Genomic DNA, 16,523 nt, shown 5'->3' with positions numbered 1-16,523 from the left:
GCATGGAGATTTTTCATATAGGTACGCCCGATCGAAAACTGTTGTCCATTTTTTACCCCGGTAATGAAGCCTGCCTAAAAAAAATGGGTGTCGTCATATGTAATCCTCTGGGGCAGGAATATGTAAGGTTTTACAAGGCTCTGGCAGTGTTGGCCACAGAATTATCAAAAATGGGATTTCCGACATTCCGTTTTGATTATTGGGGATCCGGGGATTCTTTCGGGGATGAAGATGAACTCAACATGGATTCGACAACAGAAGACCTGCAGCTCGTAATAAATGAGATGAGAGAAGGAACAGAGATTGAAAAGATCTGTTTACTGGGTGTTAGATATGGTAGTTTTTTGAGCCTGGCTGCCTTTGATAAAATAAAACCAAGTGCGCTTGTTCTCTGGAATCCGGTTTTGTGCGGTAAAGAGTATATTCTCGAAATAGCGCAATTACATGAATCATTTTTGTCAGGTTCATTTGCCTTAAAACGTCATTCCACGCGCTTCGAAAGTCTTGGCTTTTCTTACGCTACCCAGTTTGTAAAGTCAGTATCTGAGTGTCAGCCTCAACCCATGGGATCTCAAGAAGCTATAGATATCTTAATATCAGCAGATGAATCCTGGCTGGAAAAAAATAACAAAAAAATTGCTGAGCTATTTTCGGGTAAAACGCCACAACTCAATGTGAACCGTATCTCGAAATTCTTCCTTAAGCAGGAAGAAGATGAAAATAAACTATTGGTTCCAATAATTGACATTAATAAAATAATAGACTGGTTAATCAAAATCCAATGAGGGAAGAAATAATTACCATTGGTCAACATTCAGTTGTGGGCATTTTAACTTCCAACGGTCCACATGAAACTTTGCCCACCATTGTAATGGTGAATGCTGGCCTGATTCATAGAATTGGCCCTAATAGAATATACGTAAAACTTGCCCGTTCACTTGCATCTTGCGGATTTCGGGTTTTCCGGTATGATTCAGGAGCAAACGGAGACAGTACTAAAACCGGGGCCGATACAGAAATGGAGTGCATGAAAAAGGTGATGGATCATCTAGAGAAAAAACTGCAGCACAGTGAATTTGTTATTCTGGGCATGTGCTCAGGTGCCGAGCTGGCTTGTAAGGCAGCCTTAAATGATACCCGGATACGGGGCATAGTCATGATCAACGGGGCTGGTCTTTCCAAAGGTAAAATATCAAGCCTTTACCCGCATTCAGAAGATATGATTAGACGCAGGTACTATCTGAATGCGATATACCAACCCCGAAAATGGCTGAAGCTTATTTCTTTGCGCCAAATAACCCCGAGTTTCAAAAAGATTGTTGGTATTCTAGCCAGGCTATTCGTAAAATCTTATAAACATGTGGCAACTGATCCAAGTTCCGAAATCGCTGATCCATTTACCGAACTTTCAAAGAACAAAGTAAGAATACTATTAATCATTTCAGAGGGTAGTATTGTACATGATATCCTTTCACTTTCAGGGGTCGATTTTAAGAAAAATGACTATATTTTTCTTAAAGGTGTAGATCACACCATAACGCCTCTATGGGCCCAGGAAGAATTAAAAATTCACATTACAGCTTGGCTTAGCAATATATTCAAACCAAAAAACCTAACTCATATGCAACATGATAGAACTTAGTAATGTATCCATGCAATTCCCTGTTCCCAGACGGTATATCGATTATATGATGTGGCCCTTAAAAACACGAAAATACTATCCAGTTCTGAAACAGGTTAATATGTCCATAAATGAGGGTGATCGTGTGGGCTTTCTTGGCGTAAATGGAGCGGGTAAAACCACGTTATTGAAACTTATTGGAGGATTGTTATATCCCAGCGAAGGAGCGATTTATGTAAACGGGTTCCATACATGCATGCAAAATCTGAAGGCCAGAAGGGATGTTGGCTTCGTCCTTAACGAGGAACGCAGTTTCTTCTGGCGGCTTACAGGCATACAAAACCTGGAGTTTTTCGGTGTCCTCGACAACTTGCAAAACGATGCGCTACATTACCGTATAAAAGAGTTGATAAAACTGGTTGGCCTGACCGAATCAGGAGACAGGCTTGTCGCCGGATATTCTTCGGGAATGAAGCAAAGGCTCGCTATAGCGCGTGGCCTGTTAGCCGATCCCCGTATACTAATCTTAGATGAGCCCACTAGGGCTTTGGATCCAAAAGCAGTTGAGGAAATCAAAACACTCATATCTGGGAAAATACATGACCAAACGAAAAGAACCCTGCTCATTGCCACCCACAGATTTGACGAGGTAGAAGAACTGTGTAATAAAGTGTGTATCGTCAAAAACGGAAGCGTGATAGATTACAGATCTATTGTGGAGTTACGATCTGAATACCGAACCATACAGGAATATTATCATCATATTATAAAGAAGGAGGAACAAGATGAATTTTAGGAAGATATTTATTTTTATAAAAAAAGACTTTATCATCGAATCGAGCTATAAGTTAAGTTTCGTCCAATCCATGCTCACCTCCATATTTCCCATTATCTCCTTCTTTTTTATCGGTAAACTCTTAGAAGGAACCAGCTCTGTCGCCCTTGATAACTACGGTGGTAAGTATTTTCCATTTGCATTGATCGGGATTGCTTTTGTCAGGTATTTTCAACTTGCAGTCGACACCTTTTCCGGTAGTATCAAGCGGGCACAGATGGCAGGTTGCCTCGAAGCAATTTTAAGTTCACAGACCGACCCAAGATCCATGGTGGTGATGTCCTCATTTTACAGCTTTATTTCTGCGGGTTTCCAGTTAATCGTAATGTTCGTAGTTGCTTTTCTTTTTCTTGGATTTGAGTTCTCTAATACCAATGTCCCTGCCACTTTGGTCACTCTATTGGTTTCGCTCATAATGTTTATCAGCTTGGGCATCCTCTCTGCGGCGGGAACAGTTATCTTTAAACAGGGCGAACCCATCGGCTGGATGTTTGGAGTGGTTAGCGCACTTCTTAGTGGGGCAATGTTTCCCGTGTCGGTTATGCCAGACTGGCTTAAAGATATCGCCGCAGTGTTTCCGCTTACTTATTCTCTGGATGCACTTAGATTGGCACTACTTAAGGATCAGTCCATACTGATGATATCAAGGCAGCTCGTTATTATATCAACCATCGCATTTGCACTTTTCCCTGTAAGCCTTTGGGTATTCAAATGGGCAATTGAAAAGGGAAAGCAAGATGGTACCCTTATGCAATATTAACCATGAATATTTGAGAAAACGATAAATGTTAACACAATATCTGAAACAGTCGTGGAGTAATCCCGTTATCCGGTCATCATTCGCTGTGTTTGCCATATCGATGGCAATAAAGCTATTTGGATACCTTGAAAAGATTCTTGTAGCTTATTATTGGGGAACCAGTGGTATGACCGATATTTATAATGTCGTTGTGGGTATTTTGCTGAGTATCTTTGTCCTGGTGAGGGAAATCATCGAGCCTGGGTTTTTAAGCGGCTTCTTAAGCGCTATGCACCTGAAGGATAGTAAAGGAGCATGGAACCTTTTTAATCTATTTGCCAGGTTAATTTTTTTTGTAATGCTACTGTTGGTTGCCCTGATTTACATAAAACCTGGACTACTTGCGGATCTTTTCGCACCTGGATTCTCCACCTATAAAAAAATGCTTTCCACCCAGCTACTGCGGTTTACATTTCCCGCAATCATATTTCTGGCTTTGTCTGCATTAACTGGGATAGCACTGAATGGAATGAAGAAATTTGCGGTTTCAACCGTGGGAGAGTTATTTTATAAGGTCTCAATCATGCTATCGATTGTTTTTTTCTTCAGCTCATTAGGTATCTATGCGATAGCGGCAGGAATTATCCTCGGCTCATTTTTGAAACTGTTGTCGCATGGGATAATTCTGATTAGGCATGTCTCATTCGGAAAAGTTACGCTTAGATCTCCTTATACTTCACAAATCTGGAAACTGACCTGGCCGCTAATGATTGGTATGCTTTTTTCCCAGCTTAGCAGCTTGATCGATAATGCGCTCGCATCTTATTTACCAGATGGTTCGCTCTCTGCTCTGGGCTATGCTAAAAAACTTATTGAATTTCCCATTGCCATTTGTCCCTATATCATAAGCGTAATCCTATTCCCTTACTTTACCGAATTTTCGATTGCAAAAAAAACGGAGGAACTAAAATCTTTACTTTTTAACTCATTATCCTGGATCTTTCTGCTGTTTTTACCGCTGGCACTTTTTTACTATATGTGTTCATTCGATATTGTCGCACTGGTATTTCAAAGAGGCGCCTTTGATCATAATTCCACTATGCTTACTTCTGCCCCTTTAAAGCTTTACGGGTTTGGAATGGTATTTTTTGCAATTGAAACCATTCTCGTTATTTTCTATTTTGCAGATTCTGATACCAAAACGCCGATTTTTATCGGAATAATCTGTGCTGTAGAAAATATTTTCCTGACATTTATGCTCATCAAAGTCATGGGATACACAGGTATTGCTCTAGCCCTGAGCATTTCAAAAGCGACCAAGACAATCATCCTACTGCTATTGCTTAAAAGAAAATTTACCTTCCCATATAAGCCGATTTTATCATTCATCAGTAAGGTATCTCTGGCCTGTGTATTGACCGCAGCAGTTATCTTCCTTTCAAGATCCGCTTTCAATAACATTTGCGATCCTACTTTTTTCCAACGTATAACATTTATAGCAGTAACTTTCTTAACTGGTGCGATCACCTATATTTTGATTTTAAGGTTATTGGGCATCAGAAAAAATAATCTCTTAATCCTATAGCCTGTCTATGATTATAGCCTATATACTCGGTCAGTTTCCTTCTTATTCTGAAACATTTATCTCCAACGAAATAGAGAACTTGAGAAAAGTGGGTTTTAAGATTGTAATCCTATCCCTCATAAACGTAACTCAAACCAATGGAGCATACACCGGTGAGACCGCGGATATTTATGATAGCCCTCCCTTATCATTCGGAAAATTGAATGCGCACTGTTACCTCATCAAAAAGGATGGAAATAGGTACCTGCAGGTGCTTCTGGAAAATTTGAAAGTTTCCTTATTTGCTCCATGGCAACTGCTCAGGCAGTTGAAAAACTTTTCGACTGCTGTATATTTTCTTTACAGGCTAAGAAGCTTTTCACCCGATTACATACATGCCCACTTTATTTCCCATCCGTGCACCATCGCCTCTATCATGTCAGCACTCTCAAGCCTGAGGTTCAGCTGCACTGCCCATGCAAATGATATTTATACGACACAACCTCTGGAACTAAAAGAAAAGCTTAATCAGGCAACATTTGTGATCACCTGTACAAAATATAATGAAACTTTCCTGCGGAATCTGTATAAAGGACATCGAACAGCTAAAATCGTACAGATTTACCACGGTATAGAACTAGAAAAATGGACAGTAAAGCCCACGGCCCACAAAAAAATAACAGAAATTACTAAAATATTGACAATTGGGCGTCTTGTCGAAAAAAAGGGTATTTATTACCTGCTGGAGGCCATGTACTTTCTTAAGCAAAAGGGCTATAGGATTTGTTGTGACATCATTGGAGACGGACCATATTATGATAAATATGCCAGATATATAACCGACTATCACTTAAATGATGAAATCCGTTTACATGGAGCAATGGAAAGCAAAATGGTTAAAGGCTTTTTACTCAATGCAGATCTTTTCGTTCTGCCTTCTGTAATATGTTCTGATGGGGATAGGGATGGTTTGCCTAATGTGCTTCTGGAAGCGCTTGCGGCAGGAGTTCCGGTAATTGCTACGCCAGTTTCTGCAATTCCTGAACTCATAAACCATGAAAAAACAGGATTGTTGGTCGATGAAAGAAGCACGATGGGCATCGTTGCTGCTGTAGAAAGGTTGATTAATGATCCGGTTTGCTGCGAGCAACTAATAACTAACGGACTCAATAAAATCAAGGAATTTAATATCGCAAGAAGCACGGATCAAATCGTTGCGCTCTTTAAAAGTTATGGACAAAAGAATTAGAATATTATTTGGGCTGGAAGCGGCAGGTTCAGGTACGCTAAAACACCTGTTATATCTGGTCACAGACCTTAATAAAGAACTTTTTGATATTACAGTAATTCTTTCAACCCAGCGTTCCCGGGATGCAAATAATGCCGTGATCAAAATGAAGCAAGCGGGCGTCGAGGTTATAGATATACCTATGAGAAGAGAGATCAATCCCTGGTATGATGGGATTGCTCTTTATCACATATGTAAGCATCTCAGAAATAATTTACCATACCATGTTGTGCATGCGCATAGTTCCAAAGCCGGTGTGCTGTTCCGGATTGCGGCCTGGATCTGGACTGTACCCCTCATTCTTTATACCCCACACTGTTTTTATTTCCAGGGAAAATCTGGCATTAAAAAGTCATTCTTTGTTTTCATTGAGAAGATAATGGGTAGGATCACTTCTCAAATAATCGTCTCTAATATTGAAAAAATTAATGCCTTAATGAATGAAATCGTTCCATCGAAAAAGCTGTTGCACATCAATAATGCCATTAAATACCACGAGTACAACACTGTAGATAAAGCACCCGCCAAAGCAAGACTGGGAATAGCAGAAAATTCCACAGTGGTTGTTTCGATTGGAAGGCTTACGGCACAAAAAGACTGGTTAACCTATATTTTTGCAGCCAATGAAATCCTTAAAACAGACACAGAAATACAGTTTCTTATCGTTGGAGAAGGTGAGCTCTCAACCGAGCTTCAGCAACTTGTGGCACAGCTCAATTTACAACACAAAATTATATTTGTTGGTCAGCATCATTGCATAGAGCAAATTTATTCTATAACCGATATATACATCAGTACTTCCCTTTGGGAAGGCCTTCCTTATGTTATTTTAGAAGCACTGAGGTTTGAAAAACCCATTATAGCGACTAACCTGGGATATGAATTCCTGTTCGAAAATGCTAATGCCTTTCTGGTTCCCGTAAAGGATCACCGCCTAATAGCCAAAAAAATTAAACTGCTTCGATCGGATCCATGCTTAAGCCTGAAAATGGGCGCCCACGGCCATTCATTTTTATCATCGCATGCCTCATTTAATATTTTTATCGAAAAACACACCGCAATTTATAGCGGAGTTACGGCAAGTAGAAAAAAACAGTATTAAATTAAAATTATGTTGACTAAAGACAGCAAAATATTATTCATCAGTAATACAGCACATTTGGGGGGAGCTGAAAGTAGCCTGCTGGATGTTGTCAGTATACTCACTGGTTCATTTCAGGCCATTGTTGCGCTTCCTGGAAATGGAAGATTAGCGCAGAAGCTGCAAATGATGGCAGCACTGTATTTTGTAAAACTAATCCGTTTCAAAAGAAATGGGGCTTTTGGCCTTGCACCTCAACTGTGGCAACTTTTTAAAGGTGTCATCCGGATTTCTAGGATTGTAGTTTCTGAAAAAGTTGGATGCATATATGCCAATACGACACAGGCATATTTATATGCTCTACCTGTTAAACTAATTACCGGAAGGCCTTTAATCTGGCACTTGAGGGATAATCTGCCGGGAGCAAGGCTCACATGGCTTTTAAGTTTTTTTGCCGACAAAATCATATGTGTATCCGATCATCTCCTGCAGCAACTTCCCCACAAGGATAAAGCCTACCTCGTTTATAATGGAATAGATACCCGGAACTGGCGTAGGCCTGTCCGGTCTGAAGGAGGACTTAGAACAGAATTAGGGCTGGACAGAAAAAAATTGATTATTGCCCACATCGGACAGCTCATTCCTTGGAAACGGCATGAATTGTTTATAGAAGTAGCAAGCAAGATTCTCAATCACAATTCAAATGTGCATTGTGTCATTATTGGTAGTGATCTCTTTAATGATTCTACCAGCTATAAGGCTTTACTGGTCAAAAAAATAAAGTCACTTGATTTAACTAACCACCTCACGATGATGAATCACCGGGAAAATATCCTGTGCAAGCTGGCAGATGTTGATGTTCTGGTGCATCTTGCGGAGCAGGAACCCTTTGGCAGAATTCTGGTTGAAGCCATGTCATTGGAAATACCAATAGTTGCGATGAATAGTGGCGGCCCTGCAGAAGTTGTCATTGAAGGGCAATCTGGATTTTTGATGGACAATAGTAAACCGCAGGATATAGCAAAAAAAATCTGCTTATTGCTGAACAGTCCTTCTTTACGCGAAAAGTTCGGAAAAGAAGCGCGAAGGTTGGTAGAAGACAAGTTTAATTTGAACAGCCTGGAGAAAATCCGGGACATAATTTTTTCATTAAATGACTAAGGTACTGATAAATGGGCTATTGCTCAACCAGGATTACTCCGGTGTACAATATTCAATAGAATATTTTATAGAAGCACTAGGCGCGCAGAATTCAAAGAACTATCATTTTACAGTTTTATTGTCTCATAATTATTCCGGAAGCCTGAAAGAAAGGACTAACCTAACATTGAAAAGAATCTCATTTAACACTTCAGGCAGGATGAAAAGAATTTTTTATGAAAACGTGTTCCTTCCAATTTATTTCAGAAGAGGTGGGTTTCGTTTTTACCATTCTCCTGGTTATGTGCTTCCGCTTCTAAAAATCCCGGCGATTGTAACCGTTCATGATATCATCCCGCTTGATTTTCCTAGGTTTAGTAAGGATGAAACAGTGATATATTACAAGCTATTCCTCCGCAGTTCATTGAAGGCCGCATCCGGAATAATTGCAGTTTCCAATTGTGTAAAAGATGATATCATGAGAAAATTTCCAGATATTTTGGCAAGTAAGATTCACGTCGTCCACCATGGAATCCATAGCAAATTTTTGAGGGTATCCAATATAGAAACTCTTGAAAATGTTAGGGAAAGATACCACCTGCCTGAGAAGTATATGCTTTTTTTGGGTAATATCGAGCCCAGAAAAAATCTGATCTCAATTTTTCGGGCATTTGATGTCTTCAAAAATCGTTCTTCCATTCCCTGTAAACTGGTTATTGCCGGCAAGAAAGGATGGAAATATTCAGAGGTTTTTGATTTTTTAGATAAAACCAGCCACAAGGATGATATTATATTTACTGGTTACGTCAGAGATGCCGACATCCCCGCATTATATTCCATGAGTGAGGTCTTTCTGTTTCCCTCTTGGTATGAAGGGTTTGGAATGCCAGCTCTTGAAGCAATGGCATGCGGTTGTCCGGTAATTATTTCCAATAGGGGAGCACTCCCCGAAATTACAGGTAAAAACTGTCTAATAGTAGACCCTTCAGATATTAGCGAATTGGCCGAATCCATGACAAATATCCTATCTAATGGACAGGTAAGAGATATGCTTATCGCTAATGGATTGAAGTGGAGCGGGCAATTTACCTGGGCGCTTGCTGCAACAAAAACTTTGAATATATATCAGTCAATTTCTAGAGAATAATCACCTAATGAATAGAAATGGATCCACAAGCACTCAATCGAAATAAATAGCATTTAAATTAATATATATGAGAGATATTTTAAACATTTATTACAAATCCGTAGAGGAGAAAATAAACAGGAGATATCCTGCTCTTCCATATCAGCTCGCTCAGCTTAATTATCCTAAGAACCTACTTCGTTATGATTCACACTGGGGTGGGCTGGAATCCATCATACTTAATATTTTGATCCGCTTCGAAGTGCCGCGAAACAACTGCCTCGAATTCGGGACTGAATATGGGTATTCGGCAGTAGCGCTTTCCAATTATTTCTATAGCGTAACCTGCGTAGATACTTTTGAGCGTGATGTTAACGCTGGTAAACACACCAATAACTATAATGAGCTCGCGGAAGGCCTTTCCGTCTGGGAAAATATTCAGCTTATTAAATCAGATTTCCGGTATTTAATAGCTGGTAACGATTCTGAATACGACTTGATCTACATAGATATTGTGCACAATTTCACCGATACTTACGATTGTGATATATGGGCATCCAAACATAGCCAATGTACAGTGTTTCATGATACACAAAGCTATCCGGAAGTAAACAAGGCGTGTTATCATCTTGCAGAAGAAACCCATAAGAAATTTTATAATTACGAAAAGTTTCTTGGCCTTGGGATTATAGTATAGATTTAGATCCTAAAATGTTTCAAGTTCTATTAGAATACCATCTGGAGGTGGAGACGAGAAAGCAATATGGGCCTGGTAGCCATCCAAGAAGTTCAGGGATTTATAATACCAGGTATCGTTCAGTATGTTTACATGGGTTGCTTTGATGCGGAAAGAATCCAAAGGCAGGGAAAGGCCACGGCCATCCGCTTTGATCACTGCCTCCTTTAAGGTCCAGTAGAAAAAAAATTTTGAAATGGCATCTTCTGCTTTAATTATATCCTGCCATTCGATAAGGGAAAACTGTGATTTAAAATGTGCCAGGTCAATTGGCCTGACCATCTCTAGGTCGATACCCACCTGTCCTTGAGTAGATACAGCACAAATGGCGTAATTGCCAGAGTGGCTAATGTTGAAATCCAGATCCGTAAGGTTTGGCCGGCCATAGGCATTATAGGTTATAGCAGACAATATACTGTTAGATTGAAAATCAAGTAGGGCTTTTTTTAGCAGTAGTTTACCCAAAAGTGCGCGTTGGATATCTTGCCACTTTCGGAACTTGAGGATTCTTTCCGTGATTTCTACGGGCAAAAGACTGAGCAGATGATGTAGCTTTTCATCTGTAAATTGCTTTGTGAAGCAGGAGTAGTAAATTTTGATCATTGTAATACGAAGTTTATGAAAGCCTATGTGCTAATTTTATGAAACTTTTTTAACCGACAGACACGTTACCTTAACAATAAAGTTTTAGCCCCTGAAAATAGTGGTATTTGTAATAACCTCCACTATCTATCAGCTAATTAATTTGTAAAACCGATAAGCATTTTTAACAAATTCCACATCAATAATTTATATGAAAATTTTTAAAATAACACTTAAGACATTACTAGTTATTGCAGCTCTTTTATTAATAGGAGAGTCTGTTATCAGATTACGGGGTACCGAAAAACTTCAAATATGGTCCCAGTGTAACTACCAGGCCGATTCCATATTAGGTTACCGTTATAAACCCAATTCAAGTGGTATTCTAAGGACAGCGGGGTTCAGCAACAGGTATCAAATTAACGGATTCGGGTTTACCGGCAAACCGTTTCAAGTCATCAAGCGGCCCGGCACCTTCCGGATTATTGTGGTAGGGGCATCAGATGAGAATGGGATAAACACCAATGGTCCGCTCAATTATGTTGGCCTGCTGGAAAAAAAGTTCAGAGACGAGGGGCGCGCTGTAGAAGTCATCAATATGGCTATTGACGGGAAGAACTTCGGAATCAGAAATGTAAGATTGATTAATACCGAATGTCTTCGTTTAAATCCTGATCTGATTCTTTTCCGCTCAGAGTTCCCTTTTAGTGATGGGAAAAAGTTCCGGACCACTTATAAAGACATTCAGATTAATTACTTTGAGGATTATAGACTTGACCTGAGCCAGGCGAAGAAATTTATAGATCAGGAACTTTTGAAAACAGATTTTCGTAATTTTTTATTTAATCACTCTTACCTCTACAGATACTTTGTTAACTATTACATTAAAAAATACCAATCCCAGCGTTGGCTGGATATAATTGGAACCCCAATTGTCAAAAGCAGAAATAAAGCACAAGGTTACGCCCGAAAACAGATTTTCTGGTGTAAGGGAAATGTCGACTGTAATATTCAGCCAGTACAATATACCGAAGAAGAAACGATAAAAATGTTGAAGGATTTGACCAACAGCCTTGCAGCGCACAAAGCAAAGATTTATTATTACTCCTTTGAGTATGCGCCCACGGACGGCAGGATAAAGAAAATATTTGAGGCCAATCACCTTACCTATTTTGAGCCGCAAATAGCCTTTAAAACAGAATTTGATTTCGGGACACTTGATGGGCATGCCAGCCAACAGGGACATAAGGCGTTTGCAGATGCATTATTTAAAAGCATTAGGGATAGCGTGGATATAGAAAAAAAATAGATCTATAACTTAAAAAATGGAATTAAATTTAAAAATACCATTACCCGGTTACGCATGCCTCCAAATGCTTTCGAGACGGTTAATACTTATACAGGATTTAAGGTAAAAATTAACAGAATTGATTTTACATAATTTAGAATTTAATGTAGAAAAGTCATAAAGTATATCAGATTTGTCAAATTGTACATTTTCCGGAACAATAGATTTTCTAATTTTATATTAATAGGCGGCCAAGTCGGCTATTACTAACCAAATAATAATTGCGTGGATTCAAATGACCTTTTTTTTAAAAGATTGATAATGCTTATGAGGAGGCTCGGACCATTCTCTGGCATCGCAAGCAGAAATCTAAAACTGATGCGAAAGCTTTCACATCAATGGAAATACCCTAACAATCTTTTATCAATTGATTTGTAAACTCAATAACATTAGACATCCAGTTGTACACACAATATCTTTAATATCAACATAAAGAATGGATCAGCACACTAAACAATCAATGGTAATGAATAATGAAGGTTCTAAGCAGCATTTTGAAATCCTGGATGGATTGAGAGGTATAGCTGCAGTATTTGTGGTCGCATTTCATTTTATAGAGATGACGATTTCGGATTACAGTAAAATTCTGATTGGGCATAGTTTTCTTGCAGTAGACTTTTTTTTCTGTTTATCGGGATTTGTAATCGCTTATAGCTATGACGGACGTATCAAGAAGCTGGGTAGGGTGCAATTTTTTAAATTAAGGTTAATAAGGTTGCATCCGTTGGTCGTTTTGGGTACTTTATTGGGATTGTTGGGGATGCTGCTTGACCCATTTACCGCTCATGGGAAATTGCCAGGCTATGGCGAAATTATACCCATGGTGATTAGTTCAATTTTGCTCATTCCTTTTCCGGTGCTTGCCGAAAGGGGATTCGCTCTTTTTGCGCTCAATGCACCTGCATGGTCCCTCTTCTGGGAGTACGTTGCTAATTTTTTTTATGCATTAATATTTTACAGGCTCAAACGGAACGTTTTGATTGCAATGGTCGGTATTTCAGCAGTTTTAATTGGATGGCTGATATATAAATCTGGCTCATTGACAGGCGGATGGAATAATAAAACGTTTTGGGATGGCGGAATACGGGTCAGCTATTCCTTTCTGGCAGGAATTTTAGTCTATCGCTTCAATTGGATCATAAAAAACAAATTAGGATTTATTGGCATTACAGCATTACTTGTTTTAGCTTTTATAATGCCATTCTCTGAATGGAACTGGATTTCTGAACCGATCGTAGTTTTGTTTTATTTTCCGTTACTGGTGGCATTGGGTGCGGGGGCATCATTGGCACCCAATTTAAAAAAGCTATGTAACTTTTCCGGAAAAATCTCTTATCCGCTGTACATGGCGCACTATTCTGTTATCTGGATATTTTTAAATTTTTATAACCAAAATAAACCCGTTGCATATATTAATCTCATTATAATACTTGGCGTGATTATTTTAATAGCGTTCTCCTATTTAGTTTTGATTATTTATGATATCCCGTTGAGAAATTGGTTAAAGAGAAGATTTTTATAATCAGGGCATCTGATCACATTATTGGATTTTCACTTCGTTTTCCTTATGCTAGCTAGTGGTATCAAGATAATATACATTATGTACCTAGAACCTAGCATTACGTATATCTATATCGCAACATGGTAGCAATTGATAGATTAATATGTGAAAATTCAGAGGGCTTTAAGAAATAGATTATCTGGTTAAAAATGGATGTCTTAAACACACCCAGCTTTTGTGATGCTATTGGTTTCAAAGAGAATACTTCAGGAGTATTGTTAGCATCTGGGGACTACAATGTTTGAAAAACTAACAGCAAGTGAAGTCCCATCACTTCACTTGGTCTTTTTCCAAACTTGTTCTTAAAAACTAATGAAAAATGAAATAAATCAGCAAAACCAACCTTTAGACCTACGTCACTAAGTTTTAAATGAATTCTAATTTTCAGGTTTAATGGTGCCGCAAATGGTTGTGCCCTAGGTCAATGGTTCACTTCAAAATAAACTACCGGAGATCCCAATCCTAACTTCAATACTTGTGGTAACTTACCGTTGATATCTTTAAATCCATATTTGATAGCGGCTTCAGCACCAATAAGTACGGAGCCTGATTTCGCTAATACATCTGGGTCCAAATAAACGTGCTTAATCACCAAGCCAGTAAACTCCGGCGTTTCAAAATTTTTCATTATCTTTTCGCCGCCTTCAATTTGAGAAAGTAAAGATACTGCAAATTCAGTAGCAGTAGGGCCGGGCCAGATAGAAATTACTGAAACACCATAAGGCTTAAAATCAATAGCCATATCCCAGGTCATTTTATCTAAACCAGCTTTTGTAGCTCCATAAGCTGGGTCAAGATGATAGGATACCGCTCCATAGTAAGATATATTTGCAATCAAAGCCTTTTTTGATTTCAGCAATAATGGGGCTGCATAGAAGCTGCTTATATAGGCGGAACGTAAGCCCACTGTAATTTGGTCAGCCAGCTGGATGCTTTTGGTCCAAAACGGCGGCGGCGAAAGAATATCACTGGCTAAACTAGTGACGTTATTAACGAGAATATCAATATGACCCACTTCTTGCTCTATTCTTTCGAAAACAGCTGCTACATCATCGTCAATAGCATGATCACAATAAATAGCGTGTCCGATTCCTCCGGCATTTGTGACCGCCTTAGCGGTCTCTTCAATTGAACCCGATAATTTATTTGGAGCGTTTTGGGGTCTGCCGGTAATATAAACCGTAGCACCAAATTTACCCAGCGCAATCGCAATACCCCTCCCAATCCCTCTGCTACCGCCGGTTACTAATACAATCGTATCCTTTAATGTAAATTCGTTTTCCATTTCTATTTATTTATTTTCCAAAACTATCATTATATTGATATACTTTTACAATCAGTATACTAAAGTATATCAATAAAGATGAATGATAAAAAACTAAGTGACGAAGAATGTTTACGGGATATGCGGCATATTCAAGATACATTGTATGTGATAAGCGGTAAATGGAAGCTTCCCATTATCATGTCGATTAATAATGGGAATAACCGTTTTAGAGAAATTTCCCGCAGTATTCCTAAAATTACTTTAAGAATGCTTTCTAAAGAGTTAAAAGAACTGGAAATAAACAAGCTTATTACCCGCACTGTTTCTGAAGATTCATCAATCCTTATAACGTATAAGCTTACTGCGTATAGTCAAACATTAGCGCCTTTAATCGAAGAGATGAAAAACTGGGGCCGGAACCATAAAGCGATGATAACAGAAAAAAAGACTTAGTAGGTTAATAAAAGGTTGTAGGCTTCTTGCTAAATCTAGCAGAGGGGTATCAATGCCTTTCACAATATCAGGAAATGCATCGTATTTTAGCTGGCTGCCGCTGGTGACCATATATTAGTAGCGAATGCAATTGTTTGATTTTTGATAGTAATTTTTTTTTGCCACTTCACCAAATCCGCCTCAAGCGAGAATGTTGAAAGAAGGAAAATAGTGTACTCCTTCGCCAAAACCCCACATCAGAAAAATAAAATAAGAAATAGCAACATTAGTCGCTATTCCAGCCACAGTAATCTGACTCGTCCTGTTTATGAATTATAATTCTCAAATTCATACCTTTGTTCAGCTAATGGAGTGGGAAATTCGATTTTTAATTCGAAAAATAATCCATCTGAATTGTGCTCGAAAACATGTTCAGGAAATTGGCTTTCCAGCCGTTGTTTAACATTCGTCAGTCCACATCCTTCAGCGTTTCTTTGAGGTGGCGCCTGGTTCCCAATTAGATTACGGGTGTAGTAGCTTATTTTATCCTTATTAGTAATTATTTCAATTATTGCAGGATGTTCTTCAACCAACAAGTTACCATGCTTAAAAATATTTTCAATCATGGTAAGTAAAATGATTGGCAGTGTTAAAACCGCTTCAACGTGGATATTTATTTGCTTTCGGATATGTAATCTGTTTGCATATCTAAGCTGGTTCAGCTGAATAATATTTTCCATCTGAAAGAGTTCTTTGCTCAACGGAGCCAGACCTTCAATATCTCGCTCCATTGCATAACTCATAATATCCGAAAGACGCAATATTGCATCATCAGCTTGCTCAGGATTATGCCGGGTCGCATTTTTTATAAAGGTAAGTGCATATACCAATAAATTTGACCCCCTTTCGCCAATTTTAAATTGACCCCCAGAGTTGTTGCTTGAAAAAAGCAGAAGTTGTTGTGGAAAAAGGCTTTTTAGAATCGATCTTTTAAGTCCTGTTTAACAACTGTTATTTTACAAAAATACGTTTTCAATCTTAGAGTTTCTCCTTCTCATAGATTCACCAAATAATTCAACTCTTATTGAGTGATGAACGATACGATCAAGAACCGCATCTGCTATTGTTTTCTCACCAATTATATCATACCATTCCTTCACTGGTATTTTTGAGTTAATTTTTGTTGAACGCTTCGGTTGCCTA

Annotated in this window: 17 protein-coding genes; 13 read left to right on the top strand and 4 right to left on the bottom strand. The window is 38.7% G+C overall.

All coding sequences use genetic code 11. The features are described 5' to 3' along the window. Positions 1-2: 2 nt before the first annotated feature. From D7004_RS07620 to D7004_RS07575, 10 genes are all read left to right on the top strand, one after another. Entirely contained in the window at positions 3-785 is a 783-nt protein-coding gene (locus D7004_RS07620; protein ID WP_123205284.1) for a serine aminopeptidase domain-containing protein, read from the top strand. Next, a complete protein-coding gene (locus D7004_RS07615) occupies positions 782-1,642 on the top strand; it encodes an alpha/beta fold hydrolase (RefSeq protein ID WP_123205283.1) in 861 nt (286 codons plus the stop codon). The genes D7004_RS07620 and D7004_RS07615 overlap by 4 nt, the downstream gene beginning before the upstream one ends. Next, on the top strand, positions 1,629-2,417 hold the full coding sequence (locus tag D7004_RS07610) for an ABC transporter ATP-binding protein (protein WP_123205282.1): 789 nt from the start codon (positions 1,629-1,631) through the stop codon (positions 2,415-2,417). Before D7004_RS07615 ends, D7004_RS07610 begins: the two co-directional genes overlap by 14 nt. Then, the gene (locus D7004_RS07605; RefSeq protein ID WP_123205281.1) at positions 2,407-3,216 is read left to right on the top strand and encodes an ABC transporter permease; all 810 of its coding nucleotides are present in this window, start codon (positions 2,407-2,409) and stop codon (positions 3,214-3,216) included. The genes D7004_RS07610 and D7004_RS07605 overlap by 11 nt, the downstream gene beginning before the upstream one ends. A gap of 25 nt (positions 3,217-3,241) precedes the next feature. Further along, complete coding sequence (gene murJ, locus D7004_RS07600) at positions 3,242-4,780, top strand: murein biosynthesis integral membrane protein MurJ (protein ID WP_123205280.1); 1,539 nt, start codon at positions 3,242-3,244, stop codon at positions 4,778-4,780. Between the two features lie 7 nt (positions 4,781-4,787). Beyond that, entirely contained in the window at positions 4,788-6,008 is a 1,221-nt protein-coding gene (locus tag D7004_RS07595; protein WP_123205279.1) for a glycosyltransferase family 4 protein, read from the top strand. Continuing rightward, complete coding sequence (locus tag D7004_RS07590) at positions 5,992-7,149, top strand: glycosyltransferase (protein ID WP_123205278.1); 1,158 nt, start codon at positions 5,992-5,994, stop codon at positions 7,147-7,149. Before D7004_RS07595 ends, D7004_RS07590 begins: the two co-directional genes overlap by 17 nt. 9 nt (positions 7,150-7,158) lie before the next feature. Beyond that, positions 7,159-8,289 (top strand): glycosyltransferase family 4 protein, encoded by a 1,131-nt coding sequence (locus D7004_RS07585; protein WP_123205277.1) that lies wholly within the window; start codon positions 7,159-7,161, stop codon positions 8,287-8,289. Next, the gene (locus D7004_RS07580) at positions 8,282-9,415 is read left to right on the top strand and encodes a glycosyltransferase family 4 protein (protein ID WP_123205276.1); all 1,134 of its coding nucleotides are present in this window, start codon (positions 8,282-8,284) and stop codon (positions 9,413-9,415) included. Before D7004_RS07585 ends, D7004_RS07580 begins: the two co-directional genes overlap by 8 nt. Before the next feature lie 67 nt (positions 9,416-9,482). After that, a complete protein-coding gene (locus tag D7004_RS07575; protein WP_123205275.1) occupies positions 9,483-10,091 on the top strand; it encodes a class I SAM-dependent methyltransferase in 609 nt (202 codons plus the stop codon). A 9-nt stretch (positions 10,092-10,100) separates the two neighbouring features. Here D7004_RS07575 and D7004_RS07570 read toward each other — a convergent pair whose 3' ends face one another. Beyond that, positions 10,101-10,733, bottom strand: coding sequence for a 4'-phosphopantetheinyl transferase family protein (locus D7004_RS07570; RefSeq protein WP_123205274.1), 633 nt, complete (start codon positions 10,731-10,733; stop codon positions 10,101-10,103). A gap of 190 nt (positions 10,734-10,923) precedes the next feature. On the opposite strand from D7004_RS07570, the gene D7004_RS07565 reads away from it, so the two are divergent. Both D7004_RS07565 and D7004_RS07560 read left to right on the top strand, forming a co-directional pair. Then, complete coding sequence (locus D7004_RS07565; RefSeq protein WP_123205273.1) at positions 10,924-12,021, top strand: hypothetical protein; 1,098 nt, start codon at positions 10,924-10,926, stop codon at positions 12,019-12,021. A gap of 475 nt (positions 12,022-12,496) precedes the next feature. Continuing rightward, complete coding sequence (locus tag D7004_RS07560) at positions 12,497-13,582, top strand: acyltransferase family protein (RefSeq protein WP_123205272.1); 1,086 nt, start codon at positions 12,497-12,499, stop codon at positions 13,580-13,582. 460 nt (positions 13,583-14,042) lie between these two features. Here the strand turns inward: D7004_RS07560 and D7004_RS07555 are convergent, their stop codons facing one another. Continuing rightward, on the bottom strand, positions 14,043-14,906 hold the full coding sequence (locus D7004_RS07555) for an SDR family NAD(P)-dependent oxidoreductase (RefSeq protein ID WP_123205271.1): 864 nt from the start codon (positions 14,904-14,906) through the stop codon (positions 14,043-14,045). Between the two features lie 78 nt (positions 14,907-14,984). Between D7004_RS07555 and D7004_RS07550 the strand changes: the two genes are divergently transcribed. After that, positions 14,985-15,341: a winged helix-turn-helix transcriptional regulator gene (locus D7004_RS07550; RefSeq protein WP_123205270.1), complete on the top strand. Its 357-nt coding sequence runs from the start codon at positions 14,985-14,987 to the stop codon at positions 15,339-15,341. Between the two features lie 305 nt (positions 15,342-15,646). Here the strand turns inward: D7004_RS07550 and D7004_RS07545 are convergent, their stop codons facing one another. Both D7004_RS07545 and D7004_RS07540 read right to left on the bottom strand, forming a co-directional pair. Then, positions 15,647-16,210, bottom strand: a complete 564-nt coding sequence (locus D7004_RS07545; RefSeq protein ID WP_167459437.1) for a histidine kinase — start codon at positions 16,208-16,210, stop codon at positions 15,647-15,649. Positions 16,211-16,336: 126 nt separating this feature from the next. Continuing rightward, positions 16,337-16,523 (bottom strand): ATP-binding protein (locus D7004_RS07540; protein WP_167459436.1); only part of this gene is annotated, 187 nt, incomplete at its 5' end.

Source organism: Pedobacter jejuensis (genome assembly GCF_003725795.1).
In the GTDB taxonomy this organism is placed as follows: Bacteria; Bacteroidota; Bacteroidia; order Sphingobacteriales; family Sphingobacteriaceae; genus Pedobacter; species Pedobacter jejuensis.
Note: the sequence above shows the minus strand (reverse complement) of the source record. Positions and strands in the feature narration are given on the sequence as shown.